The sequence below is a fragment of the Alkalihalobacterium sp. APHAB7 genome (assembly GCF_048323755.1).
Lineage (GTDB): Bacteria > Bacillota > Bacilli > Bacillales > Bacillaceae_F > Alkalihalobacterium.
Genome location: NZ_JBLWFS010000006.1, coordinates 132,051 through 158,142 on the forward strand (window position 1 = coordinate 132,051; position 26,092 = coordinate 158,142).

General features: G+C 36.7%; 31 protein-coding genes and 1 riboswitch. Of the genes, 9 read left to right on the forward strand and 22 right to left on the reverse strand.

Translation table 11 applies throughout. The annotated features are described in order from the left end of the window. Positions 1 to 7 precede the first annotated feature (7 nt). Complete coding sequence (locus ACNSTQ_RS08535; RefSeq protein ID WP_418199434.1) at positions 8 to 568, reverse strand: tyrosine-type recombinase/integrase; 561 nt, start codon at positions 566 to 568, stop codon at positions 8 to 10. A gap of 507 nt (positions 569 to 1,075) precedes the next feature. Here ACNSTQ_RS08535 and ACNSTQ_RS08540 point away from each other — a divergent pair. Together ACNSTQ_RS08540 and ACNSTQ_RS08545 are read left to right on the forward strand one after the other, a co-directional pair. Next, positions 1,076 to 1,213: a hypothetical protein gene (locus tag ACNSTQ_RS08540; protein WP_418199435.1), complete on the forward strand. Its 138-nt coding sequence runs from the start codon at positions 1,076 to 1,078 to the stop codon at positions 1,211 to 1,213. Between the two features lie 134 nt (positions 1,214 to 1,347). Further along, the gene (locus ACNSTQ_RS08545) at positions 1,348 to 2,286 is read left to right on the forward strand and encodes an arsenic resistance protein (protein WP_418199436.1); all 939 of its coding nucleotides are present in this window, start codon (positions 1,348 to 1,350) and stop codon (positions 2,284 to 2,286) included. 106 nt (positions 2,287 to 2,392) lie between these two features. On the opposite strand, the gene ACNSTQ_RS08550 is transcribed toward ACNSTQ_RS08545, so the two are convergent. Genes ACNSTQ_RS08550 through ACNSTQ_RS08560 form a run of 3 tightly spaced genes read right to left on the reverse strand, consistent with a single transcriptional unit; the run spans position 2,393 to position 4,534 of the window. Beyond that, entirely contained in the window at positions 2,393 to 3,118 is a 726-nt protein-coding gene (locus ACNSTQ_RS08550; protein ID WP_418199437.1) for a P-II family nitrogen regulator, read from the reverse strand. Further along, the gene (locus ACNSTQ_RS08555; RefSeq protein ID WP_418199438.1) at positions 3,096 to 3,845 is read right to left on the reverse strand and encodes a DUF1538 domain-containing protein; all 750 of its coding nucleotides are present in this window, start codon (positions 3,843 to 3,845) and stop codon (positions 3,096 to 3,098) included. The genes ACNSTQ_RS08550 and ACNSTQ_RS08555 overlap by 23 nt, the downstream gene beginning before the upstream one ends. Then, entirely contained in the window at positions 3,842 to 4,534 is a 693-nt protein-coding gene (locus tag ACNSTQ_RS08560) for a DUF1538 domain-containing protein (RefSeq protein WP_418199439.1), read from the reverse strand. The genes ACNSTQ_RS08555 and ACNSTQ_RS08560 overlap by 4 nt, the downstream gene beginning before the upstream one ends. Before the next feature lie 1,227 nt (positions 4,535 to 5,761). On the opposite strand from ACNSTQ_RS08560, the gene ACNSTQ_RS08565 reads away from it, so the two are divergent. After that, entirely contained in the window at positions 5,762 to 6,664 is a 903-nt protein-coding gene (locus ACNSTQ_RS08565; RefSeq protein WP_418199440.1) for a vanadium-dependent haloperoxidase, read from the forward strand. A 49-nt stretch (positions 6,665 to 6,713) separates the two neighbouring features. Here ACNSTQ_RS08565 and ACNSTQ_RS08570 read toward each other — a convergent pair whose 3' ends face one another. Next, positions 6,714 to 7,619: an ABC transporter substrate-binding protein gene (locus ACNSTQ_RS08570; RefSeq protein WP_418199441.1), complete on the reverse strand. Its 906-nt coding sequence runs from the start codon at positions 7,617 to 7,619 to the stop codon at positions 6,714 to 6,716. Positions 7,620 to 7,787: 168 nt separating this feature from the next. Here ACNSTQ_RS08570 and ACNSTQ_RS08575 point away from each other — a divergent pair, with 168 nt between their 5' ends. Then, positions 7,788 to 7,925 carry a YflJ family protein gene (locus ACNSTQ_RS08575; protein ID WP_418199502.1) on the forward strand — a complete coding sequence of 46 codons (138 nt, stop codon included), beginning with the start codon at positions 7,788 to 7,790 and terminating at the stop codon, positions 7,923 to 7,925. 121 nt (positions 7,926 to 8,046) lie between these two features. Here ACNSTQ_RS08575 and ACNSTQ_RS08580 read toward each other — a convergent pair whose 3' ends face one another. The 11 genes from ACNSTQ_RS08580 to ACNSTQ_RS08630 all read right to left on the reverse strand — a co-directional run bounded on the left by ACNSTQ_RS08580 (position 8,047) and on the right by ACNSTQ_RS08630 (position 15,918). After that, the gene (locus ACNSTQ_RS08580; protein WP_418199442.1) at positions 8,047 to 8,676 is read right to left on the reverse strand and encodes a TetR/AcrR family transcriptional regulator; all 630 of its coding nucleotides are present in this window, start codon (positions 8,674 to 8,676) and stop codon (positions 8,047 to 8,049) included. A 36-nt stretch (positions 8,677 to 8,712) separates the two neighbouring features. Further along, the gene (locus ACNSTQ_RS08585) at positions 8,713 to 9,069 is read right to left on the reverse strand and encodes a MaoC/PaaZ C-terminal domain-containing protein (RefSeq protein ID WP_418199443.1); all 357 of its coding nucleotides are present in this window, start codon (positions 9,067 to 9,069) and stop codon (positions 8,713 to 8,715) included. Beyond that, a complete protein-coding gene (locus ACNSTQ_RS08590) occupies positions 9,066 to 9,518 on the reverse strand; it encodes an FAS1-like dehydratase domain-containing protein (RefSeq protein ID WP_418199444.1) in 453 nt (150 codons plus the stop codon). The genes ACNSTQ_RS08585 and ACNSTQ_RS08590 overlap by 4 nt, the downstream gene beginning before the upstream one ends. Before the next feature lie 105 nt (positions 9,519 to 9,623). Then, entirely contained in the window at positions 9,624 to 10,892 is a 1,269-nt protein-coding gene (locus ACNSTQ_RS08595; RefSeq protein ID WP_418199445.1) for an ATP-binding protein, read from the reverse strand. 306 nt (positions 10,893 to 11,198) lie between these two features. Next, a complete protein-coding gene (locus tag ACNSTQ_RS08600) occupies positions 11,199 to 11,954 on the reverse strand; it encodes an HAAS domain-containing protein (protein WP_418199446.1) in 756 nt (251 codons plus the stop codon). A 4-nt stretch (positions 11,955 to 11,958) separates the two neighbouring features. Next, entirely contained in the window at positions 11,959 to 12,288 is a 330-nt protein-coding gene (locus tag ACNSTQ_RS08605) for a PadR family transcriptional regulator (protein ID WP_418199447.1), read from the reverse strand. 620 nt (positions 12,289 to 12,908) lie between these two features. After that, on the reverse strand, positions 12,909 to 13,643 hold the full coding sequence (gene queE, locus ACNSTQ_RS08610; protein WP_418199448.1) for a 7-carboxy-7-deazaguanine synthase QueE: 735 nt from the start codon (positions 13,641 to 13,643) through the stop codon (positions 12,909 to 12,911). Continuing rightward, positions 13,633 to 14,079: a 6-carboxytetrahydropterin synthase QueD gene (gene queD, locus ACNSTQ_RS08615; protein WP_418199449.1), complete on the reverse strand. Its 447-nt coding sequence runs from the start codon at positions 14,077 to 14,079 to the stop codon at positions 13,633 to 13,635. Before queD ends, queE begins: the two co-directional genes overlap by 11 nt. Beyond that, positions 14,080 to 14,742, reverse strand: a complete 663-nt coding sequence (gene queC, locus ACNSTQ_RS08620) for a 7-cyano-7-deazaguanine synthase QueC (RefSeq protein ID WP_418199450.1) — start codon at positions 14,740 to 14,742, stop codon at positions 14,080 to 14,082. Between the two features lie 52 nt (positions 14,743 to 14,794). After that, a riboswitch (PreQ1 riboswitch) is annotated at positions 14,795 to 14,839 on the reverse strand. Between the two features lie 101 nt (positions 14,840 to 14,940). Then, entirely contained in the window at positions 14,941 to 15,159 is a 219-nt protein-coding gene (locus tag ACNSTQ_RS08625) for a hypothetical protein (RefSeq protein WP_418199451.1), read from the reverse strand. A gap of 18 nt (positions 15,160 to 15,177) precedes the next feature. Then, positions 15,178 to 15,918: a class I SAM-dependent methyltransferase gene (locus ACNSTQ_RS08630; RefSeq protein WP_418199452.1), complete on the reverse strand. Its 741-nt coding sequence runs from the start codon at positions 15,916 to 15,918 to the stop codon at positions 15,178 to 15,180. Positions 15,919 to 16,187: 269 nt separating this feature from the next. Between ACNSTQ_RS08630 and ACNSTQ_RS08635 the strand changes: the two genes are divergently transcribed. Next, entirely contained in the window at positions 16,188 to 16,853 is a 666-nt protein-coding gene (locus ACNSTQ_RS08635) for a hemerythrin domain-containing protein (RefSeq protein WP_418199453.1), read from the forward strand. A gap of 629 nt (positions 16,854 to 17,482) precedes the next feature. Continuing rightward, entirely contained in the window at positions 17,483 to 17,614 is a 132-nt protein-coding gene (locus ACNSTQ_RS08640) for a hypothetical protein (RefSeq protein WP_418199454.1), read from the forward strand. Positions 17,615 to 17,921: 307 nt separating this feature from the next. On the opposite strand, the gene ACNSTQ_RS08645 is transcribed toward ACNSTQ_RS08640, so the two are convergent. Further along, a complete protein-coding gene (locus ACNSTQ_RS08645) occupies positions 17,922 to 18,803 on the reverse strand; it encodes a helix-turn-helix domain-containing protein (protein ID WP_418199455.1) in 882 nt (293 codons plus the stop codon). Between the two features lie 177 nt (positions 18,804 to 18,980). Here ACNSTQ_RS08645 and ACNSTQ_RS08650 point away from each other — a divergent pair, with 177 nt between their 5' ends. Further along, positions 18,981 to 19,955: a S8 family peptidase gene (locus ACNSTQ_RS08650; RefSeq protein WP_418199456.1), complete on the forward strand. Its 975-nt coding sequence runs from the start codon at positions 18,981 to 18,983 to the stop codon at positions 19,953 to 19,955. A gap of 50 nt (positions 19,956 to 20,005) precedes the next feature. Here the strand turns inward: ACNSTQ_RS08650 and ACNSTQ_RS08655 are convergent, their stop codons facing one another. Both ACNSTQ_RS08655 and ACNSTQ_RS08660 read right to left on the reverse strand, forming a co-directional pair. Beyond that, entirely contained in the window at positions 20,006 to 20,212 is a 207-nt protein-coding gene (locus ACNSTQ_RS08655) for a hypothetical protein (RefSeq protein WP_418199457.1), read from the reverse strand. 121 nt (positions 20,213 to 20,333) lie between these two features. Then, entirely contained in the window at positions 20,334 to 20,969 is a 636-nt protein-coding gene (locus tag ACNSTQ_RS08660) for a CAP domain-containing protein (protein WP_418199458.1), read from the reverse strand. Between the two features lie 332 nt (positions 20,970 to 21,301). Here ACNSTQ_RS08660 and ACNSTQ_RS08665 point away from each other — a divergent pair, with 332 nt between their 5' ends. After that, positions 21,302 to 21,772, forward strand: a complete 471-nt coding sequence (locus ACNSTQ_RS08665) for a hypothetical protein (protein ID WP_418199459.1) — start codon at positions 21,302 to 21,304, stop codon at positions 21,770 to 21,772. A 50-nt stretch (positions 21,773 to 21,822) separates the two neighbouring features. On the opposite strand, the gene ACNSTQ_RS08670 is transcribed toward ACNSTQ_RS08665, so the two are convergent. Continuing rightward, positions 21,823 to 22,038: a DUF2187 family protein gene (locus ACNSTQ_RS08670; protein WP_418199460.1), complete on the reverse strand. Its 216-nt coding sequence runs from the start codon at positions 22,036 to 22,038 to the stop codon at positions 21,823 to 21,825. A 243-nt stretch (positions 22,039 to 22,281) separates the two neighbouring features. Here ACNSTQ_RS08670 and ACNSTQ_RS08675 point away from each other — a divergent pair, with 243 nt between their 5' ends. Next, positions 22,282 to 22,665, forward strand: a complete 384-nt coding sequence (locus ACNSTQ_RS08675; protein ID WP_418199461.1) for a kinase-associated lipoprotein B — start codon at positions 22,282 to 22,284, stop codon at positions 22,663 to 22,665. Between the two features lie 57 nt (positions 22,666 to 22,722). Here ACNSTQ_RS08675 and ACNSTQ_RS08680 read toward each other — a convergent pair whose 3' ends face one another. Together ACNSTQ_RS08680 and ACNSTQ_RS08685 are read right to left on the reverse strand one after the other, a co-directional pair. Beyond that, positions 22,723 to 24,222 carry an amidase gene (locus tag ACNSTQ_RS08680; protein WP_418199462.1) on the reverse strand — a complete coding sequence of 500 codons (1,500 nt, stop codon included), beginning with the start codon at positions 24,220 to 24,222 and terminating at the stop codon, positions 22,723 to 22,725. Positions 24,223 to 24,453: 231 nt separating this feature from the next. Further along, the gene (locus ACNSTQ_RS08685; protein ID WP_418199463.1) at positions 24,454 to 26,001 is read right to left on the reverse strand and encodes an FAD-dependent oxidoreductase; all 1,548 of its coding nucleotides are present in this window, start codon (positions 25,999 to 26,001) and stop codon (positions 24,454 to 24,456) included. Positions 26,002 to 26,092: the final 91 nt, after the last annotated feature.

A 26,092-nucleotide genomic window follows, 5' to 3' on the forward strand; every position in this document is an offset into this window, starting at 1 on the left:
TATCTATCTACAAATTAACATCAATTTGAATTTTATTATTTACTTCGTTTTTTTCAATTCCTAAATATTTATACGTTTCTGAAGGAGTCGAATGGTTAAAATGTTTTTGTAACAATGATATAGCCACTCCTCTTTTATAGGCATGGTATCCAAATGTCTTCCTTAGTGTATGTGTACCGATTTTTTGATCTAGGCCTGCTAACCTTGCGATATGATTTATAATTCGATATGCTTGCTGCCTTGTGATCGGTTGGTCCCCTTTTTGTGATTTAAAAAGATAGTCATCCTCTCTAAGCTGAGAACTTTCAACATACTTTTCCAATGCCAATTTAACTTTGTTATTCATATAAATATATCTCTTTTTTTCGTCATTAAATTCGTAGTATTCTCTAACAACCTTTTCTTTTGTATAAACATCTTTAATTTTCAGTCTTAATAATTCAGACACCCTTAACCCTGTATTAATACCCAAGACAAAGAATAAATAGTCTCTCTTTGAATGATTAAGTAAAATTTGTTTCATTTCCTCGATCTTCGCTTTATCTTTTATCGCTTCTACGTATTCCATCGGATCCCCCAAAGAAATATGTTACATAACATTATTTTAACATACTCTTATGTAACATACATTGATATACACTCATTTTTTAACAAGCAACAGTACTTTGTTGATAATTTAAGAGTAAGCACATATACTAACAAAAAAAATAGTTGGTGTACTTATGAAAAACATACTTCTATTCCTTTTTATCTTTATATTTAGCTTTATTTTTTCCCCTTTTGAAATTGATTTACATGCAGGGACAAATGATGATCCTTTAATCGTTGTTCTACCAAATTCATCAGATTTAAATACGGGCTATTTCGGGAGTCCGCTTTCATTCAAAGGAAGCGTACCAAACTATTTGTTTACGCCAACTAATATATTGTATGTTTTACCCTGTAAATATCTATTTCAAGCCACAGTTGAAAAATTGAAAACGATAGCAAACCTACTTACAATTAAATTTCAAAGTACATTCATCCTTCAGCGTTCTTATTACTTCATAAATTAAATTCTGAAGGAGATGTCAAAATGGAATCGAATAAAAGAGCGAAATTCCCACCTGAAATTAGAGACCCAATTATGAGCATCGTTATTTCAATTATTTTAATGACGATCGTGTTTTTATTTGCGCATTTTGTATTAGGCCTGGAAGTCTTCCCTGACTAATCTATTTAAAGATGCCCCTAACACCACGTAACGATGGTCAGGGGCACTTTTCTTTTGATTACAATTTATCTCAACAACATTCATATGGTAATATGATAATACGTTACGAATAGAACAGTTGGTGCAAAACGTTTATGAATTTATTTGAAAAATTATATTCACTTGTCATTTTAATAGCTGTTGTTATTGGGTTACTATTAGGGAAGCTCGATGTTGTTAGCGGACGTACTGAGGCGTTCATTGTTCCGTTATTAGTGGCCATGCTCTATATCACTTTTTTACAACTACCTGTAGAGAATATAAGATCATCTCTTAAGAACTTAAGGTTTACCTCCCTTGCTTTGTTAATTAATTTTATTTGGGTACCGATCCTCGCTTGGCTGCTAGCCTTAGCTTTCTTATCCAACCATCCAGCTTTGTACATTGGATTTATAATGTTGATGGTCACACCATGTACGGATTGGTACTTAATCTTTACAAGCATTGCAAGAGGTAACGTTGCGCTATCGACTGCGATTTTGCCGTTAAATTTGATATTACAAATCCTATTACTCCCGGTTTTTCTCCTTCTATTTGGTGGTACGACCGGTGTTGTTGAGTGGTCTTTCTTATTAGAGAGCGTTCTACTCATTTTACTCATTCCTTTTATTGGCGCGTTATTCACAAAGGCACTGTTACGAAAAAAGCAGCACATCACAGAAAGTTTCTTTTCTTCGATTAGCTTGTTGCCGATGATTTTTCTAAGTCTTGCGATTGTTGCTATGTTCTCAGCTCACGGTCAATTGCTCTTTAACCATATCGATTTATTATGGAAAATTACAATCCCGATCTTATGCTTTTTTGTGATTAACTTTATGATTGGCCAAAAAATCGGTAAGGCCATGAACTTATGCTATGCAGATCGAGCTAGTTTAAGCCTGACAACTCTTGCCCGAAACTCTCCCATTGCGTTAGCGATAGCCATGACTGCCTTCCCAGATGAACCGTTAATTGCTCTCACTTTAGTAATTGGACCTTTGTTAGAGTTACCTATTTTAGCGCTTATTTCTCAAGTATTGTTATTACGAAAATAAACATAGAATATTTCAGAAAGTGTAAAGGCACATATCCGAAAACAAAGGCACAAAAAAACCAGTCACCACTTAGACTGGTTTTTTCTATACAATTTATTTTTACTATCTATTTAAATTTTTCATTTACCATTTCATTCAAGACATGATTAATTCCGACCGTACGTTCCACATCTAGTACAAAGGCAATACCTTTACCTGGTTCATCTAAATGCGCTTCTTTCATAATCATCGTTAATACATCATCTGTCTTTTCACGGTCAATTAATGTAAGTACGATCTCCTTTTCCGGTTCAATTAATATATTAAAAAATTTAGCCTGTTCATGGATTCCTGTGCCTCGACCAGTTAAGATCGTACCTCCTTCTGCCCCGGCTTTCTTTGAAGCTTCTACTACTTTATCGGAATCACCTTTATTAATGATAGTTACAATGAGTTCATAGTTTATCGTCTGATTTGGCATAGGTATATTCCTCTCTTCCTCCATTGCTGGATTATTTTCTATTGGTACATTTAATAAATGACAAATTCCACCGACATGCTTTAAATCAATGATCATTCCGAGACCTTTTCCAGGCTCATTTATTTTACAGTCGTTCACAATCGTTTGAACTACATTCCCCATTATATTAGTAGAAGCAAGGGTTAATATGACCTCTTTCTCCGGCTCTACCGGTATACCTAAAAACGTTTTATTCTCATGGATGCCCGTTCCTTTACCGAGTAGAATTGTGCCGCCTTCTGCCCCTGCTTTCTTAGTTGCTTTTACTATATTTTTCGCTTGTCCTTTTTTTACAACTGTAATCATTAATTTATGCTTCAGATTTAGCTTCATCCTTACCTTTACCTCCTTTGCGCTCATACAACACACCTAATATTAATACCGATAAGATCGGTGATAACGCAACGAGTGCAATCATACCAAACCCATCAATAAGCGGGTCCCTTCCTTCAATGGCAGATGCTACTCCAACAGCAATGGCTAAAATAAAAGTTACCGTCATCGGACCTGTTGCTACCCCGCCAGAGTCAAAGGCGATAGAGGTAAACGTCTTTGAAGAAAAGAACATCATTATAATAACAATTAAATAACCTGGAATAACAAAATACCATAATGGAATTCCAACTAAAATCCGTAACATTGAAACAGCAATCGAAACGGCAACTCCGATCGAAAGTGTATAGAGCATAACCTTCTGTGAAATATATCCGCCAGAAACCTTTTCAACTTCATGATTTAGTATACGTACTGCAGGTTCTGCAAATGTAGCAACAAAGCCTAATACAAAGCCTATCGGGATCAGCACCCAATTATACGATAAACTGCCTAACGTTTCGCCAATCAACTCGCCGGCTGGAAAAAAACCAACATGAACGCCTTGCAAAAAAAGGGCGAGCCCAAAAAACGAAAGAATAAAACCTTTTACGATATTTATAATCTTTTGTTTTTCTAATTTTAGAAAGAAAAATTGAAAAATAAGAAAGAAAATAATCAATGGCAGTAAGGCAAATGTTACTTCAAGTAATACATGGCCAAACCCTTCGAATACGTTAATTTTCATCCGTAAATCACTCCTAATAACAAGACAGCCAAGATCGGCCCAATCGAAGCAAGAGCTACTAAACCAAAACTGTCGCTAGAAGATGTCTTACCTCTTAATACAGAGGCTACCCCTACCCCAAGGGCTAGAATAAAGGGTACAGTCATAGGCCCCGTTGTAACCCCGCCCGCATCAAAAGATATTGGTATAAAATGAGCCGGGGTAAATGAAGCTAATAAAAACACAAGACCGTAGCCACCTACAAGCAACCACTTGATCGAAATGTTAAAAACGATTCGTAACATCGCTAATGCTACAAAAATCCCAACGCCAAGCGCGACGGAATATACTAAAATATTTCGCGATATTTCACCGTTAGATACTTGGTCAATTTGTAAGGCAAGCACGCGGACATCTGGCTCTGCAACTGTAACGACAAAACCCAGCAAAAATCCAAAGAATAAAATTAAGCCGATTTTTTTCGTTTTTGGCAGCGCCGATCCTACCATTTCACCTACCGGTAGCAATCCAATATGTACACCTAATAAAAATAACATTAACCCTAAGCTTACCATGACAACCCCTGCTAGAAATTGAAAAAACACTTCCATAGGAAGCCATATCAAAGTAAATTGTAAAATAACAATAACGAGTGTAATAGGTAAAATCGCATAAACAACTTCTTTCACGGTATCTCTTATATCCTGCATCTAGTTCTCCCCTCGTAATTTTTACGCCATTCTTTTTAGTTTATTTCTTTTTCTCTATATTAAATACCTCTTTTATTATAGTTGAAACTCTTCAACAAAAAATAAGGTTAGATCACATAATTTGACAATTCAATGAAAAGTACTAATAAATTCGTAGAAAAAAAGCTTTGTTGTTTTTAATTTCGTTTTCGGATTTTTTTAATAAAGAATTAAGGGAACATACTATCATATTGATTCCCATAATAAAACAAGTTGTCTTTCTAGAATAATCATGATATATTAATAAAGCGATGAGCTCATTGTGTAAGTCGATAAACACGCCTTTTGGTAATGCACTATGTGGAGTGCAGTTTATCGCCTCAATACGCGAAGACGACGTCCTTTGGGCGTCGTCTTCTTTTTATATGTGTTATAAAAACGTATTAATTATTCTTTTGGAATACTTGTCTACGTTCATTAAGTTTAACTTTCTAACCCCTAATACGACCGGCCCCATCAAAAACTCATTCCGAAATGGCACCTTAAAGTAACGAACTAAGAAAAGAAAAGAACAAACAGAAAGTACCCCCACTAGAATTGGGTTAATTAAAATTAAATAACTCAAACTGTACATAAGTACGTACAGCAAAGCTGACCACCCGAGGTTCCAGCTATGGAGGAAATAAATCGCATTAAACTTTTTTAAACCCAACCACTCTACCACTATTGAAGTTAGCACCCATTTTATAATGTGTAAAATTTTCTTTATTACTGAATTTGGAATATTAGATAAAAATAAAAGCGTAAGTAACGGCATGATGACAAAAAGATGTATACCCCTTACACACCTTACACTCATGTAACTGGACTTATAATCCCACAAAATAAAGTGCTTACATGTGTAATAATAAAGCAAATTAAAAAAACCAACATATAGAGCGCTAATATAATGCTTCTTTATGTTCTTCCACGTCTTTCGCTTTATATTTAACACAATTAGAAAAACAGCTAAAAATATATGCATTTTCTCCTCTACCTTTTCGAATGTAATTATTTGTAAATCACTTATAACTTCTCCTTAAAAAGCCTAAACATACCTAAAAAGTGGTGCCAGGCACCTTCAATACAGTAAAGTGTTGAAGGTGCCTGGCACCGCATAAGGATAGACAACCATTTTTCTTAGATTTATACCCGATTGATTGTATGTACATATCATAGCTATATATGATTAAGAGGTGAGTTTGTGAAATGAGGAAACCAAATTATCCCCTATGGACTGACACTCCTTATGCAGGTGAGACACATCCGCCAAACGATCCTGTTGAACGCTATGCGGGATCTTGGAAAACGCACTTTATCAAGAGATGCAAAGGTGGCGGTTTTGAAACATTAGATGGTAGAAAAATAAGATTTGCCATCAGGCATCCAAATACGATTAATTGGGACGAACAATTAAAAATCGTACAACGTGAAATGGAAAACATTTCAGATGACCGAATAGCCATCGTGAAGTATTGGGGTTCTGGTCCTCCACCGAAACAATGGTTACCCATCGCCGATCGATTAATTGATACGTATAACGTCTCAGCCCCTCGAGCTGCACGAATATTATCAACACTTTTCACTGGGCTTAATGATGCATTTATTGTGACATGGGACATGAAATATAAATTAAATGTAGCTCGTCCAAATCAACTGGATCAAAAATTAGCGACTGTTATTTGTACGCCAAAACATCCGGCCTACCCGTCAGGACACGCCACTGTTTCAGGTGCAGCTGCAGTCATTTTAAGTTACTTCTTTCCAGCCGAAAGTAGAAAAATTCATGCCTTAGCTGAAGAAGCTGCTTTATCAAGGTTATACGGTGGTATTCACTTTCCAGTCGAAAATGAACAAGGACTGCGTCTCGGAAGACAGATCGGTGAAATTATTGTTCAGCAACTAAGAAAAGATTATGACTCCAATAATCATCCGATTGATACTCCTTACCGTCAATATAAAAACGCAAAACTAATGCCTCCTCCATATGAACAAGTCATTCCTTATAACCATGATACATCTTGCAGCTCTTTAGTTATCGAAACTGAAACGGCTGTTCCAAAGAACATTACAAATACTAGTAATCTAACAAAACCAGTACTATTTATTTAGAGACAAAAAACCATCAGCGCTCATACGTTCTGATGGTTTTATCCTTTTATTATTTATAATATGAAACAACTTTATCTCTTACACCCGCTGGAATATCAAAATGCTTCGGATGTAAAAGGGCAGCAAGCAATTCGATGCCTTCCACTAACGTTGTACTCGGGCGGGTGAATAAATCTCCATCCACTATAAAAATCTGTTGATCTCGTACAGCACTTAATTCGTTCCATCCTTGTTTTTGTTCTAATCGGCTTACTTCTTGTATCGCACGCTCCGGTGTAAAACCGCATGGTGCAATGACAATCACTTCCGGGTTCGAAGCCACGACAGCTTCCCACTCGGTTGGGCTCGAATGCCCTCCCGGATTACCGAGAGGGTCATAACCTCCTGCCCTTTCAATTTGATCTGGAATCCAATGCCCACAATTAAAGACAGGCTCAATCCATTCAATCAGCATTACTTTTCTAGGAAGAAGATTATTATCTCGCAGCTTCTCCGCAATGTGCATTTCCCGCTGCTTTAACTCTTTAAGCCTGACTTGCCCTTTTGCTTCTTCATTCAGTTCACGAGCAATCAGGAGTAAATTGTCATAAATATCATCTAATCGATGCGGAACAAGAGCGATGATTTTCGGTTTTTTGGGTAACGACTTTACGACCTCTTCTACGTAACTAGTCCCAATTTGACAGACATTACAAACGTGCTGAGTAAAAATAATATCAGGTTGTATTTCTTGTAAAAGCTCCTGATCAACATAATACAGATTTTTATCTGCATCCATATATTCTTTTACTGTATCATTGATCTCGACACTTGTTAGTTTTTTTCCTTCTAAATGGGAACGAACGACCTTAGGCTTATCACTCGGGCATTCGAACGTGACACCATACAAATAGTCTTCTAGGCCCAATTCATAAATCATACTTGTTGCTGCTGGTAAAAACGAACAAACCTTCATTGAAAAGACACCACCAATTTTATAATTTATAGTTTGTCTACCTATTTCACTACAGATTGTCCTAATGTTACAATGACCACCAAGTTCATCGTAAAGGGAGAGACTGACTCATTGGAGCAGTTTTTCTCTTTTTTTGTTGATAAATTGCGGACTGAAAGGATGATCGTTATGCACGTTGGAAGCAAAGGTTGGTATGTACAAAAGTTAAAAGAACGCGGGATCCGTTCTATTGATGGACGGAAACTCGAGTTGTATAAAACTCACATACTAGCAAACTTGTATCACGATAAGACGTATTTTAAGTAGCAACCCTTTTGAGTCATGGCTTTTGTCCATGGCTCTCTATTCTTATGTTCAATAGAATAATAGCAAAGTGTATTCAGAATGTAAAAACAAAAAGAGCTCAACAGCTGAGCTCCCATCCCATTTATTCAGTTAAGGCCAATATGCTGCCGATAATCGTTTTAGATTGGATATCAATATATTTCTCCAATGTATACCTCTTTCTTAATGCCCACCCTCTAAATGCCCACATATGGCCTTGAACAATAATATTATGAGTTAATAAGTAAATATCATCTTCACAAAGTGAAATCTTTTCTTCCTTCAGCGCCTTAGAGAAAATACCCATGACATATTGAACAAAATCATTTTCTTTAGACAATACATATTCTAAATAAGGTTTCGGTAAAGATCGTGACTCACTATACATAATGCTCGTTTCATCCCATATTTCGTTAATGACGTGAAAATATTCTTTCACAAACGATCTAATCCGATCGTGACCTTTAAACTGATCACTTACTCTCCTTTTTAAAATCGTATTTAATTGGTCATAAAGGGATTCAAAGAATAAGTATAAAATGTCCTCTTTACTCTCTACATACTCATAAATGGCACCAAAACTCATTCCTGCGTTTTCAGCAATTTCCCTCGTGGTCGTTCGATGAAAACCTTTTTGTTTAAATGGTTGAATGGAAGCTGCTAAGATTTGATTTCTCCTTTTTTGGATTTTCTGATTGTTTTTTACCATCGATGGAATATGTAACTTCTTCAATCTAATTCCCCCTTTCCTTTCTTGGACATAGCCGTTTTAATTCAATTGAATTAAACCTCTTAATTTCACTTCTTGGTTTCGGTTCCTTACAATGACTTCACCTGACGTTTCGTCTTGGAGGGTGCAAGTCACTTGAACTTCCTCTCCTGGCAGTGTCATTGCTGTAAACTTCACATCAAATTGTTTCACTTTGTGGATCCCAAACCATTTGGTAAGGTGTGTACCAGTGAGCCCCATAATGTACATACCTTGAGCAATGACGTCTGGAAGACCACTGTCTTTTGCTAATATCATGTTTGTGTGAATTGGATTAAAATCACCTGAGGCTCCGGCATACCGGACAAGTTGTTCTCGAGTTACTGTAATAAAATCGCTCGTTTTGACTTGACTCATCGACCCTCACCTCTTTCAATTACTACCGATTTGCACTCTAACAATAACTCTTCTTTGTCATTAAAGAAAACGGTTTCAAATGAGTAGATTGAAAGACCCTTTCGTTGTTTCTCACCAACGAGAAAGGTTTTTCCAAATAAATGGTCTCCTGCAAATATCGGTTTATGATACGTGTATGACTGACTGCCATGTAGAACACGAGTTAACGTGAGGTTCAATTCCGCGATGATATCTTCAAAATCGAGTCCCTTCCACATCTCCGGTACGATTCCAAATGTTAATGGCACTGGTACATCTGGATATCCTGCTTTATTAGCAGCTTCCTTACTCATAAATAGATCGATATCTTGTGCGCCTGTTGCAATGGCAAATTCAGCAATTTTTCCCCGCTCCACTTCAAAGTCAAATTCTTTTAATAATCTTGGTACGTTTCGTTCACCTTTGTCCATTTTAGGCCCCCTTATTAAAGTATGTGACTTTTGCTTTTTATTACCTTTCTATCCAGTTTATTCATTTTAAAAAAAATTCAGAAATCTGATTAGAGAAAGTATGCTTTATTTATTTACGATTGGAAAGGCTAATGTGAAACACGTTCCTTCCCCGACTTTACTTTTTATTGAAATCTCACCATGCATCACCTTAATAATACTAAAAACAACCATCGTTCCTAGACCGGTCCCTTTTTCTTTCGTGGAGTAATATGGTGTTCCTAATCGACTGAGCTGCTCCTCAGTCATGCCAACACCCGAATCTTGAATTAGAATAATCGCTTTATCGTCTTCTTGTTCTACGGAAACGGTTAATTTTCCACCCTCTGGCATTGCTTCAATCGCATTCTTAGCCAAATTAATGAAGCATTGATGAAACTTTTGCTTTTCTCCAGCAATAAAAAGATTTGAAACAGATTTAAAATTGATGTGGACACTATTCATTGTCGCATAAGGAGAAACTACTTTTAATACGTATTGGAGTTCATCTTGTAGTTCTAACATTTGGACATTTTCTAACGAAGGCTTGGCAAACGTTAAATAATCCGTAATTATTTCTTCGGCCCGATCTAACTCTTCCAGTGATAATCGGACATACATTTGCTTTTTATCGTCCGGAATATTTGATTCTCTTAATAATTGAATAAACCCTCTCGTTACCGTTAATGGATTACGAACTTCATGAGAAATACTTGCAGCAATTTCGCTTACAATTTTTAATTTCTCTAGTTTTTTGAGTTCTTCTAATATCATACGTTCCGTTCGGGCACGTTCGATTAAAGTAACAAAAAAGAGAATTCCGATAAATTGCGTTCCATACAATACAACTGTAAAAACTAACTTAATTGGACTAGCATTGGGACTAATAAGAAAGATCAAAGTGAGAATTAAAACTATTCCAAAACTAGCAGCTACTGCAGCAATTTTGACCTTGTCTTTAATCTGAATCATTTTTGTAAACCGAGGAATAAGGTACCAGAGAATAATAGCTAAAATGGAATAAATGATGATTGAAGCATAATAGCCTTCATCCATTCCTATGAAGTAACGATAGCTTAACAACGTAATAACGAGAAAAATTAGAACTCTTCGACCACCATACAAAGCTCCGATAATTAAAGGTAGCTGGCGCATGTCAAAAATAAAAGAAGGCACAGGTGAAATCGTAAATGTCATACATAGAATAATAGAGATACCAGATATTACGGCTACAAAAATTTCATTCGAAATACGGTGTGAATGTCTTTCAATGAATTTATGGTATAAAAAGTACAAAAAAAAGACAAAAGATAGGTTAAGTAGAAATATTTGGATATCTTCTAGTAGTATATTCACCCTAATCCCCCATTCAAGGCAAAACTAGTACTAATTACTTCTATTTTGATCCTCTATTTTCCTTTAGCCTTTTACACATTTTAAAAGATGTCTATCGTTCCTGACCTGGCTGATCGTATATGATGTAGTTACAAAGCTACGTACCCTGCTAGGAGGATTCAATAACAATAACAAAAACAATGACAATGACATTCATCGGGCCAATGGGGCAAACTTAACTTGTGAGACATTCCAATAAAGTATTGCTCTTCACGGCACTATCTCACGAAAGCAACAATCTTGGACAACAACGCTTAATAAACTTTCCTATTTCTTTCCCGTCGACTTCTCTTTTGTTAATAAGATAAAAAAGTAAACCCCTAGTCCAATAAATACTATAATTTGGGTGACAATCAATCGCACTTCTTCAGATAGCGGAAAAAAATTAAGAACCACTTCTGGTACATACAAGAAAATTGGAACCAAAATGGGGAGCCATGTTTTACTCCATAAAGCAACTAGAATTAATGTAACAATTGCAAGACTCGCAACAACAAACGTTCCCATTGCATTGACATAAAATAACGGTGTTCCGTAGAGTCTATTTAAAAAGATGATCCCGACAAACAGGATAATAGATACCATTCCTAATGTTGTTAATATCATGTATTGCTTCATCGTCGATCGTTTTTTCTGCGCAATAAACTTATATGTAAAAAGAGTTGCGCCAAGTAACGCTAAACTAACGACAGGAAAACCAACTAATTGAATAATAGAATAGTTGAGGTCGTTTCTTACTGCATCACCTAATAGAATGAAAGCAAATACACCGACCATAAATATCGGTATGAGTTTGAACCATCCTCTATAATCGACGTTCATTTCACTAGCGATCATTTCCATATACGATTTAGGAGATTGCCCGATAATGTGCTCAATATCTTTTCCGTTTTGTTCCGCTTCTCGGAGATGATCCTCCAATTCTTCGACGACTTCATTAATTTCATCCATGTTCCTTCCCGTTGAAAACAAGTACAACCGTAAATTATCTAAAAACTGTTGACTGTTCTTTGAAAGCTCCATATTTTCACTCACCTTTGTTTTCATTGAATAGTTTCGTAACACTTGATGATAGATCGTTCCATCGTACTTTAAAATTTTCTAGCTCTTTATAACCTTCGGGTGTTAGCGTATAGTACTTCCTTTTTGGTCCCGATGGTGAAGCTTTTAAGCTCGTTGCTACAAGATTTTCTTTTTTCATGCGTAATAATAAAGGGTATATGCTTCCTTCGCTAACCATTGTAAACCCATAGGATTCAAGCTTTTCAATCATCTCATAACCATAAGTTTCTCCATTTGAAATGACTTGAAGTAAGCAGCCTTCTAAGATACCTTTCAACATCTGACTTGTCGACAAAAGTTCACCTCCAGTGCTCCAGGTACCTTGCAATGCAAGATACGAAGCATAAAAAGTCACAAAACATATCCATGTGCGAATAATATTGGTCTCTATATTGTTTTACAAGATAGTTAATAAAAATAAAATGTACCGCTTCACTATTTTGCAATACAACATAGTTAAACCTTAACAAATATGTTCATACTTTTCAAGGGTCAGTTTAAACATGGGGATGCGTGGAGATTACACCTAGTCGATAACCTACTATTTTCTAAATAATCACGATTTTTTGATAAAAATAGCTAAATACCGCTACTATTCCCTGCTATAATACAGAACAAATTTTTATAAACAGATTCTCAAGCTGATTCTTCAAATGAAAATTAGATTAATATCTAATTTCCCAATTTATTGTCGGCTTTCACTAACTTATTGTCCGGTTTTTAAATTTATTGTCCAATTTGGGATTTTATTGTCCGTTTAAAAAATATATTGTCCGATTTGCCACACTTATTTGCGAAAATGTGAACTTGTGAATTACAAGAGAAGAACTCGTTCAAGGAATAGAAATGAGTTACAGGTCCTGTGTACACTCAAAAAAACGCATGAAAGTAAATACATACTCCCATGCGTTAGGATTAAACCCCACGTTTATTTCCCCATAATAAGGTATGGAGTTGTGGTAACACCTTTACTTCGTTCAATTCTTTTGAAGCAATTACTTTTTCAATTAATTGCTCGTAGCTTCCAATTAACTTTTGCATCAATTCGGTTGGCTCGATATCGTGTAAGTCAACGTTGCCGACTTGCAAGAAGAATGGGATCTCTTTATATCGTAAATGAACATTCTTTGCATAGTTAAAATCTTCATCATTAAATACGACGACTTTTAAACTCACGTGATCTTCCAGTCTATGATTTTTCTTTAACTGATCTATGATCTCATCAAGCACTTCAAAGTTCGTTTCCATTCCTGAACTGGGTGGTTTTGGGGATATCGTTAAGTCATCAACTTTCGTAAACCAATCTTGCCATTTACTTCCTTGTGTCTCTAATCCGATTTTAATTTGCTCTCCTTGAAGAACATCAATTAGCTCATCGATAGAAGCATACAAGGCGGGATTTCCACCTGATATCGTAACATGATCAAAACGATCCTCACCGATATTTTTCAGTTCAGCGTATAATTGATCAGCGCTCATTTGTTGAATTTGGTCTTTTGCCGATCCGTCCCAAGTAAAAGCAGAATCACACCATGAACACCGATAGTCACATCCTGCCGTTCGAACAAACATCGTTTTACGGCCGATAACCATACCTTCTCCTTGAATAGTAGGACCAAAGATTTCTATTACAGGGATATTATTCGCCATCGAAGTCACCTTTTTTCGGTCGATATACAACATAGCTCGTCGGGGTTTCTCGAACAACGACTTGAATACACCTTGGTTTATTAGTTAATTGATCTAGGTAGTGTTGAATATTCTCCCAAATCGTCCGTGCTACAACTTCAGTTGTCGGGAAATGCTCCGACTGTTGATCGTTAAAGTCTTCTGTGAAGTCATTAAGAACCGTGTGGTCATAACGACCATGGACTAATTTTTTAATTATTTGAAAGTTCACGAGAAAGCCACTGTCATTTAACGTATCACCAGCTACTGTAACATTCACAAAATACGTATGGCCGTGAACATTTTTACAATGACCAGCTTCATCATGAGGAATAAAATGAGCTGCCGAGAAATTGAAATCTTTATTTAATTCATAGCGGTAATCGTGTGGGACTTGCGGATAAAACTGTTGTATCATCTAAGCTCGCTCCTCTCTCATCTGCAAAAACTCCTCATAACCTTTCAAACGTAATTCACAAGCAGGACATTCCCCGCAACCATCACCAATGATCCCGTTATAACACGTTAACGTTTTCTTTCGAACAAATTCGAGTGCACCTAAGTCATCAGCAAGCTTCCATGTTTCAGCTTTATTCAACCACATCAACGGGGTATGAATAACAAATTGTTGGTCCATAGATAAATTAAGCGAAACATTCAATGACTTAACGAATGCATCTCGACAGTCCGGATATCCACTAAAATCAGTTTCGCAAACGCCCGTTATAATATGTTTTGCGTTAACTTGACTGGCTAAAATCCCAGCAAACGATAAAAAGATTAAGTTCCTACCTGGAACAAAAGTAGATGGAAGATCACCATTTTCTCCTGCTTTTACTTCTATATCATCCCGAGTTAATGCACTCGGTGCTAATTGATTTAATAATGACATATCAAGGACATGATGTTTTACGCCTAATTCTGCTGAAATCGCCTTGGCGCATTCTATTTCATCATCATGACGCTGATTATAATCAAAAGTTACAGTTTCTACTTCTTTGAATTGTTTTAATGCCCAAAATAAACAGGTGGTACTATCTTGACCACCACTAAACACAACGATTGCTTTTTCATTTTTCATCAATGTTAAAACTCCTTTACAAACGAAAAAACAGCACCTCTAAGAAGTCCTGTTCTTCTTAGTTTTTTATAGAGGGTTGAGCTAGAACCTCTACCGACCATCCAAGACGTCCGGAATTTCTATTGAACTATTTTTATTATATTATCATAGAAATTACAACATTACTATTATACTCTTTCTTCAGCAGAATACAACCTTTTAATGAGACACTTTCCTCTGATAGAAATTCCCGACGACGAAACTGCATATGAGACCAATGATAAATGACAATACCGAACCTCCTGCCGTAAAACCAGTTGGTGTCTCCTCGTAAAAGCTGAACATCAATGATTGAATTTCAAACATATATCCTATTCCAATAAAAAAACCACTCACAAGAAAGAACGTCATGAGACCGACAAGTACTGTTTTAAACATCATTACACCACCTCGATATTACTTTGAACATACCCACATTACTTTTTGTAGATGAACTTGTTGTCTGTTTATCCAAGTTAAGTTCTCATTGTCGATTAGTTCATAAATTTTCTCCCGATTACCTCTCGATGGTTTGGCACGATCAATCCACTCATTTACATCCATAGAAGAGGTCCACGTTTTATAACAGTCTACTTCTGTAAATCCAACATTGTGAAAAAGCTCTTCCCACTTTGTTAACGAAATACATTCATGGTGAGAAGGATCCCGTAACTTTTCAATGGTATTCATTCTGTTGTCCTTTCCACTATTCTCGGGTATATAATTATCTACAATGATAAGAGACCCGTCAGTGGCTAGAACTCGGTGCATTTCTTTTATCGCTTGTTTTAGATTCGGAAAATGATGAGCAGCAATGCGACACGTAACATTATCAAACTCATCACTTTTAAATGCGAGTTTTTCAACATCACCTAATGCAAACGAAATATTATCGCTACCGCTTTTTTTGGCCTGACTTTCTGCTAACTTAAGCATATTTGGCGTCAAATCAACCGCCACAACATGCTTGACTAGTTGACTTAGTAAGAGGGCTGTATGACCTGCTCCAGTTGCAACATCTAACGCTTTTTCACGTTTACCTCTACTCACCACTTCGCCAATCCACCCTAAATCTTTTCCTTTTGCATGAACAATACTTGTTAAATATCCATCTGATGTTTCATTAAATTGACGAATGACACGGTCTTTTTCTTTCATATTTCTCCCCCTCTTTTTTTGATTGTGTTAGAGTTTATTGTTGTTAATCTGTATTTTTGAACTCAGAGTTTGAAACAGAAGTATTACAAAACATTCAATATATACCGCAAGATTAGTATAGTTCTTTAAATTTCACCATAAATACGCACCTCTATTTTTAATAGTAAGTATTTCTATCTACTTTCTAATATTTTTACAACTAAACCATTCTATTTTTAGGTATTTTGTAGTATGCTAGTATGGTATTTTTTTCTTAAGGAGGAATTTATATGGTAAAATATGAGTTATTCATGCCTGTTCACAAAGGACTAAGGTTTGCATTAGGTAATTTATTAAACCACGTTAATCAATTAAACTTTGAGAATGAAAGAAAGCTTAAGGAATTCTCAAAGGAGTTTAACACTCTTTGTGCTGTATTGCACTCACATGCTGAGCATGAAGATGAACATGTTCACCCTATCATTGAAAAGTATGCTCCAGAAGTCGCTGAAAAAATGGAAGCAGAGCACGAAGCAACAGATGTTCTATTAATCCAACTAGAACATTTAATTAATGAAATTAACAACAGCTCTATAGATTTGCGTAGAGAACTTGGTGTTAAGTTTGTCTATGGTTATAACAAATTTCTAGCAGCCTATTTAAACCATTTACAAACAGAAGAAGTTGACGTCATGAATATACTATGGGGAAAATTATCAGTAGAAGATCTTATGGAAGTTACTGTCGCAATCCGTTCTTCCATTCCGCAAGAAATATTAATGGATTATTTTAAATATATGATCCCAGGCCAAAATATTTATGAACGTGTTGAAATGTTAGGTGGAATGAAAAAATTTGCACCACCTGAAGCATATCAAGCGGCCTGTGAATTAGCCGCTTCCGTATTGTCAAATGAGGATTGGTTGGAATTAAAAAAGGAACTAGAAGCTGCATAATACCCTATTTTTTACAATTATTAGGTCATCTAACAGAAGAGGGTGATAAGGCATCCTTTTCTGTTATGTATGTTTAACATCAGTATTTATAAGCTGTCCTCGGCTACACTCATTAATTTAACAACTCTTTAGTTAGCCCCATTGTGTTCATTCCTTTTTTTACATTTCCTAACTAATAAAATCCTTTTTTAATATTAGGCTCTTTTCTAAAAGAATGTTGCTTTTAGCTATTGGACCGTAACCAAGCGAAAGCTTGGTTCTTCACGCTTTAGCGTGAATCTTTTGAATATAAATCAGCCAGGTGGATAAATGAATTTATCCATTATGGCTGATTTATATTCAAAAAACGGTCCAATAGCAACAAAGTTTACGAAAACAGACTAATATTATTATGAAAAAAACGTTCAATACTAAATTTACATAAGAGTTTTTTCACCTACAAAAGAAAGATTGTAGGAATTCGTCTAAAAAAATCAATATATTTATATCTCATTTCATTTTGAAGAGCTAACCCTCGTAAAAGATGAATAAACACAGGGAGAGCCTAGGAGAATTAAAATACAGAAAATTCTGAAATGCGATATATTGAACATAGAGAATACTAAACTATATTTCAAGGGGGATTGAAATTGAAAAAGTTCTTACTTCATTGCATTGCTGGGTTAGCGATCGTACTAGGGTTAACTGGCTTTAGTAACATAGATGCAGAACCAACCTCTTCTCCAATTAAAATTCAGGAGGATTTACCTCATCGTCATTAAAGCATCATGGATCATGGTTGACTTCGCACCACCTTAATGACTAAAAGAAACTTCAATCAAAGACTTAGTACCTAAAACTTTTAGGAGAAGTCAACCTAAACTATAAAAAGGAGTTCATAAAAAGTATGAAAGATGTCGTCTACAATCCCATGATGAACAGCCAATAATCCCCCGTAGAAAGGGGTGATAACAGTGGATGCAATGACGGTATTCTTAGCAACCGGTGTATTTTTATTAACTCTTGTAAACCTAGTCATTCTTCTAATTGAGAAAATAAAAAAATGATCGTTGTGGGGTGGTTTGCTGTTCATCCAACATTCGTATAAGTGATAATTTCATTTCTGACAATCGTTGCAAATGGTTCGTTTCCTTCTAATTCAAATATCATTTTGGCTTTCTCTAAGTACTGTATTCCTTTTTGTATATGATCTAAGCCAATCAAATTCTTTCCCTTTTGAAAGTGTAACTCACCGAATAGACACATGATTTCGTGTTCGATGCATAACTTAATTCCTCGGTTGACTTGATCTAAGGAACGTTGATAGTCACGGTAAGTTGTTAGCGTCTTCGCATAATTGTATAAAATTCTTATTTTTATACTTTTATCTTGGACAACCGGTCGCTTTTTTAGATGAAACAGTGCCATTTCATAGTGCGAGATGGAATTCTTAAAATCACTAATTTCACTGTAGATAATCGCGATACTCGTTAAGATCTCAATTTGCCTCTCCGAAAAAGTCTTAGATGTTGTATCGGTATGTTCAACAGCTCCTTTTAACATCTCAAGAGACTGAATAGCATCCCCGTGAATATAAAATAAACAAATCGCTTGATGCCATAGCATAAATTGTTGATTTACCTTCGTTTGAAATAAGGGGTTTGACATCTCACTCTCAATCATCTTTGAAACCGACCTGTAATTTCGCTTTCTTACTTCTTGGCGGATTTGGAAGAAAACTTCTTGCACATAATCTAATCGTGGACAATCCGTTATATCAAAAAAATAATTAATATCCACTCCAAATCGGTTAGCTATCTTATAAAGCACATCTGCAGATGGCGAAACATCCCCACATTCAATTTGACTGATCAGAGATTGAGTACAAATTCCTTCGGCTAATTCTTTTTGAGACAGGCGCAAATAATTCCTTAACTCTCTAATGGCCTTTCCAACTTGTATCGTTTCCATATTCACCACCAACAGCTTTATTTTCATTTTACTAACGAAACAAAGGATAAACAATCAGCCAATGGTAATTTTGTTTATATAAGTGTAAAAATGTTATCCAAACTATTAACTACCAAATGCTAAAATTTGTTTCCTTCATACGTTCGTTCACCAATTGACATGAAAAGGAGGAGTTCTATGAGTTCTGAAGTTCGTTTAATTCCATATCAAGTTGAAGAAGTTTCTGCATATGCAGAAGAAAAAGTTCCAAAGGGAGTTGTTATGGTTGAGGCCCCGCAAATATGGGACAAGGATCAAGGTGATCACATTGTTATCGCGGTATTAGATACTGGCTGTCAAATGAACCATCCTGATTTACAAGATCGAATTATTGATGGATTTAATTTCACAACCGATTTTCGGGGTGATCCAGAAAACTTTGCAGATAACAACGGACACGGCACACATGTGGCAGGAACAATAGCTGCCTCTTTAAATGACGGTGGCGTCGTAGGAGTTGCACCTAAAGCTGACCTCTTAATATTGAAAGTTCTTTCAGGTACTGGTGGTGGAAAATACGATTGGATCATTAACGCCATTCATTACGCCATTCATTGGGAGGGGAGCAACGGTGAAAAAGTCCGAGTCATTTCAATGTCACTAGGCGGACCTCACGATATTCCATTGCTCCACGAAGCGATAAAAGAAGCAGTTCGCCATGACATTATGGTTGTATGTGCTGCTGGAAATGACGGTGATGGAAAAGAAGATACACTCCAGCGAGCTTACCCAGGTTACTATCCAGAAGTTGTTCAAGTTGGTGCCGTCGATTTCAACCGTAATTTAGCTTCCTTTACGAATACAAACGATGAAATTGACTTAGTCGCACCAGGCGTAAACATCCTTTCAACATATCTTGATAGTAACTATGCTCGATTATCCGGTACTTCCATGGCTACTCCTCACGTTACAGGTGCGATCGCTCTTTTAATTAATATTTGCGAAAGAGAATTTGGGCGAAAGCTAACAGAACCAGAAATGTATGCACAATTAATTCGGCGTACGGTTCCACTAGGATTTAGTAAATATGCTGAAGGCAATGGTTTACTTTCACTGTATTCCGCCACTCAATCGTTAAATTTCTTATTCAGTTCAGATCATCAAACCGCCTAATACAAAAGACAACCACAGGAGTGGTTGTCTTTTGTATTATTATTTGTATTTTAGAATTTAAAATTACCGGTTTTGTTTTTCTTAAGTTGACCTCGCTCCACTAGCATCTCTAAAACCTTTTTGGTAACGAGTGTGTTATTACTTGTATCTTTGAGTTGCGGGTTACTCGCTTTTAACTTCTTAGCAGCTCCTTCGTAAGAAATTGCCCTTTTCGATTCCTTGACCATTTCAAGCAATTGAATAGTATAACTTTTCATTACATCACCCTTTCAAAGTAAATTTAATTGTAACACAGTTTTGGAAAAAAAGGAAATTTCGAACTTTTTCTAAAATAAATAGAGACTAATCCAAATTGGATCAGTCTCTTCATCCATTCTATTATCTTGCTTGAATAAACATTTGCACCCATGCACCGTGATAGAAACCTACCCCAATTGTGTCAAAGTTAGGGTTTAGGATATTTTGACGGTGCCCTGGTGAATTCATCCATGCATTCATCACTTCTTGTGGTGTTCTTTGACCTTTTGCGATGTTTTCTCCAGCTGAACGATAGCTGACACCAAACGTTCTTAACATATCAAAAGGTGTACCATAGTTTGGACTGTTATGTGCGAAGTAATTAGAATTAATTAAGTCTTCCGCTTTTTTATGGGCAACATGTTTTACATCGGCTCGGTGCTGAAGTGGTCTTAAGCCATTTTTTTGTCTCTCTTGATTAACAAGCGCTGCCACTTGATCTTCGAATGCACTATGATGAGCTGCATCAGGTTTTAAACGAATCACTTCACCTACGTGCATATTTCTTGGCTCTACATCTGGATTAAGTCTCATTAATTCTCGGTAGTCTAACCCATAACGTTGGGCGATAAACCAGAATGTATCACCGCGTGAGACTTTGTAGTGAGAGAATGGGGGTTCTTTAAACATTTTAATTTGTGCGTCCGCGGAAGGTTGTACAGAAAAAAGCGAAGCCATAAGTACAACTGCAACGAGAACAAACTGTAATCGTTTCATAAATAGTAGTACCTCCATGTAAGTATTTTTCAAAATTAAGTTTCTCTTTTTTGTTAGAAAGCATACACCATTTGTGACTTCTTCCTGTTTTTTTATAAGGATACTTTCTTAAACTTTGTTGCTTTTGGACCAAAATAGCCTTTTCAAAACAAATTCATTTGTCTGAACGGCTATTTTATTTTCCAAAGCTTCACGCATAGCGTGAAGAGCCAAGCATTCGCTTGGCTTACGGTCCACACGGAGCAAAAATCTTTGTAAAATGAGCCTTTTATAAAAAGGAAATGGATGGATATGCTATAATGGATAAACTACATATAAAAACTGGAGGCACTATGTTAACTTTTGAAGAAAAATTAGCTATTATTGAGTCATTTGATCAATTAAAAAGAAAAGATGTTTCGCTTGGACGAGTGAACTTTCAGTACGAGGAAAGCAAGAGCGATAAGAAAAATGTTGTCTACCATCTTCATCCTAATGGAAATGGATTTGTATATATTGGAAAAGTGAAAGGCTATTCTACCGATCAAAAAGGAATGGTCAATATTCGTGATTTCTCATCTGATCAATTGAAGGATATTATTGAGAAATCCATCACTATCCTTAATAGTGAACCAAATACGGAAGAGATAGTACCGGTTGAAGCTACCGAGGAAACATGGATTAATCGTGATAAACAAACATTGACTCTTTTGTACGAAGATGATATGTGGAATGTGTATGCCGGTTTAAACTTAGATGGTACATTTAATACCTATGGTGAGGCAACGGCGTATCTAGATGAAGAAGGGTTTAAGCAATTATAGTGTGAAAAAAGCAGCAACGTCATTGTACGTTGCTGCTTTGAATAGTGTAATTATGATTTCACTTCATATTTACTATGATTAATTACCGTTCGAGCCAAGTTTCCATTCTTTTCTTTTCTGTTTAATTCAACGGCTACAGAATTTGTATAAACAGCAATTACTTTTGCTTGCTCACCCTTTTCTGTCCCTTGATTAATTTGAATGATATCACCGATATTAACTTGCGGTTCTTGTGGTTCTTGTGGTTCTTGTTGTTCTTCTGTCATTTTAATTTCCCCCTTTTTATTAAAGTATTTCCCCTTTACTTGTAAACATTCTGCCCACACGATGAATAAAAAAGCGATAGATTAAGTAACCCACTATCACCTTTTGTTAAAATATAACATTATCCTTAAGTAACAGCTCGTTCATACTAAGGGTATTATGAGATTTAGGTCTGTTATGTATTCTTCGAACAAAGCCCTTAGATATGATATCATTAGTAAAAAAGAAAGAAAAGGTGTTTGTGTATGGAAAATCAATTAGAAATTGGCCAAATGGTCACAGGTATTTATAAAACAGGCAAATACATAGGGGAAATTACGAACATCAGACCCTCACAGTACGTTGTAAGAGTCTTAGCCGTTCTTAAACATCCTGATCAAGGTGACTTACATAACCCAAAAGAAACAGATGTTTCCTTGTTTCACGAACGCAGAGCATTAGCTCACCGAGAGCAAACAAACATTCCTGCGGTTTATGTCAAACCTTTTGAAGGGGAAGTTCCTACTTACGAGGAATCCCTTAAAGAAGCTTTAAAAAAGCAATATACAAAGCTTGAAGAAGATAATAGTGATTGGGCCAAGAAATCGATGGAAATGCTCCAGTCACTAGAAAAAGATTATTTTAAATAGATCTAAATCTACATAAAGCTAATTGGCTCAACTGGGAAACCACACTCGTTTATCCAATTAGCTTTTTTCTTTCCTCACCTGTCCAACATCAATCCACATATCACTTTGCTCCAATTCTCCTGCTAGTTGATATAGGAGTTCTTCTTTTCCTCTTGCTGCTACAAATTGAACACCACATGGTAATCCGTCCTTTGTCTTATGCAATGGCACTGTCATCGCAGGTTGTCCTGTAAGATTGGCAAGTTGAGTAAAAGGCGTCCGCATTAAGCTTTGCTCAGCAATCTGATCGACCATACCTGTCTTCTTTAGCAAGCCACCTAAGCCAATAGAACCAATCGCATTAATTAATAATTTTTCCATCGGTTTCGGCTCAAGTTCCCCAATTTTTGCGGGAGGAAATGCAGTAGTTGGAGTCACGTACAAATCATACGTTTCATGAAACGCTTCCATTGCAAATGCGGCCTTATCCCATTCTCTTAAGCTTAACACGAACTCTTCTGCAGACGTTGCTCGACCGAGTAAGCCCAATAACCAAGTCTGCGGTTCAACGTCACTACTTTTAGCTTTTCGTCCTAATACGTCTTCTAATGACGAAAGAGTTGCAGCCACTTCTCCAAAATACATCGTTAAATAACCAGTAGCAATTTTCCTACCATCTACTGGCGCCCCCTGTTCTTCAACAAAATGCCCCATCTTTTCAAGAAGTTTTACTGATTTTAAAACAGCGTCCTTACACTCTGGATGAACCTCGGTCCCTAAAGGTGACTCGGTCGTGAACGCAATTTTAAGTTTTTTATCAACCGGTTGATTGACACAATCTAGGTAGCTTCCGTCGAAAGGTAGTGCATAAAAGGCTGCTCCTTTTTCCAATCCGTGTACCTCATCTAGCATCGCAGCACTGTCACGGACTGATCTAGTTAATACATGATCTGAAGATGCACCTTGCCAGTGTCTCCCGAATATAGGCCCAGCTGGTGTACGTCCTCTCGTCGGTTTCAACCCAAAAAGACCACAATAAGCTCCCGGAATGCGAATGGATCCGCCACCATCATTAGCGCCTGCCATAGGGACCATCCCTGCTGCAACAGCTGCTGCTGAACCGCCGCTTGAGCCACCTGGGGTATAGTTTAAGTTCCATGGGTTTCTTGTTGGACCATAGTAAGTGGGTTCTGTAATCCCCATTAATGCAAATTCTGGTGTATTTGTAACACCTACAAAAACAGCGCCTGTATTTCGAACTCGTCTCACAAATTCATTATCTTTTTTCGCACGGTATGAACTGAGCGCTTTTGATCCAGAAGTAATTGGTTCACCTTCGATTTCTTGCGTTATATCCTTTAGAAGCATTGGAACTCCAGCAAATCGTCCAGTCCACTCATTACTTTCTATCGCAAACTCAGCTTGTTCATACATTTTATGGATAACTGCGTTTAATGCAGGATTTTGCTCTTCGATTACTTGTATCGCTTCTTCTAATAGCTCTTTCGGTTGAACTTGCTTGGTTTTTACAAGCTCAGCCATCCCTAGAGCATCGTAATTTTTATAGATGTCAGACATTCAATCACCCCTGTATATTTGTCATTTTCCATCAGCCTTTACTTTGCCTTGACCCTTTTTATGCAAAAAACGATCCAAAACTACAGTGTATGCGTCTGTATGACTTTTTTACCTTTTTGTTAGATAAGTGATTTCGACGTCTATATCTAAATTCCCTTTTTCATACGCCAAAACAAAAAACACAATCGCCAGACTGTGTTTTTTTGCCTCTTTGGTTATATACTTTATTTTTTATTCATCCACTGCCAGTTTCTTTAATGGTTGATCAGCCGGTCCTTCAATCACATCACCTTCAATCGAAAACCTCGAACCATGACACGGACAATCCCACGTGCGATCTCCATCATTCCATTCAACTTCACAGCCCATATGCGTACATGTTGTATCGACACAGTGGAGCTTTCCATCTTCATCACGATAAGCACCAGCTTTTTTTCCATCGACCTTTACATGCGTACCTTCTCCCTTTTTTACGTCTTCAGGAAACTTATTGATGCGTTCCAGCTTACCTTTCACTAACTCAACAGCCACATCCGTATTCTTTTTAACAAGTTCCTTAATGCTAGGGTCTGCATTGAAACGTGATGGTGTAAAGATGTCCTCGTATAGATGTCTTCCTTCTAGAATTAAATCTTTTAACATCAATGCTGCAGCTGTACTGTTCGTCATTCCCCATTTGCGATACCCTGTTGCGACGAGAATGTTTTCTTTTGTTGATGTAATAGGCCCGACATACGGAACTTTATCCAACGTGTATAAATCTTGAGCAGACCAACGATAGCGAATGTCTGCTACCCCTAGTACATCCTTTCCAAACTGTGCAAGTGCTTCATAGTGTTTGATCGTATTTACACCGTGACCTGTTTTATGCCCATCCCCACTTAAAAGGAGTAGCTCCTCATTTCCGATCGGTGTTGACCGAACCGATCGAGTCGGTGATTCAGAGGTGATGTACATTCCTCCTGGATACGGCTGTTCCGATTTTACAGCAACAATATATGATCGTTCAGGATGCATTCTTGCGAAATAAAAACCCATTCCATCATAAAAAGGGAAATGCGAGCAGGAAACAGCGTATTTACATGCGATGTACTGACCATTTCTTGTTATGATTTTGGGCTGATCTTCTTCCTCAATATTTACTGCAGTTGTATTTTCGTAAATCTGTCCCCCAGCCTTTTGAATTTCTTCAACGAGTGGCAGCAAGTATTTAACCGGGTGAAACTGAGCTTGATTTCTCATCACTAGTGCTTTTTTCATCGGAAGCTGTAGAGGCATCGAATCTAAGAGTGCACCTGGAATTCCAAGTTGTTCGTAAGCTTTCGCTTCTTTCTCCAATTTGTTTAATTCCTGCTCAGAATTTGTATAAATGTAGGCATCTTGGTCCTTAAAGTCACAATCGATATTTAGGGAGTTAACCGTATTTTTAATAAATGCAAGGGCTTGCTCATTAGCATGGTAGTATAATTTCGTTTTTTCTTCACCTAAGTGACCGATGAACTCATCATAAATGACACCATGTTGTGCGGTAACCTTCGCCGTCGTGTGTCCAGTTGTCCCATTAAGTATCACGCCAGCATCAATTAATGCCACTTTCACCCCGGCTTGACTTAATAAATAAGCTAGTGTAATTCCCGTAATTCCTGCTCCTACTATTCCTACATCGACAGATATATTTTCTTTTAAAGGTGAAAAAGACGGGAAATTGATTTCGTCACGCCAATACGGTTCTGGAAATCTCGGTAATTGGTGATTGTTATTTTCAAAATTCATTGTCATGTTCTTCCTCCACATTCTGTTTTTTCTAGTTTCCCTCGTTAAATGGAAAATATGTGAAGTTTGTCTGAAAGATTGAGTCAACTATTTTTTC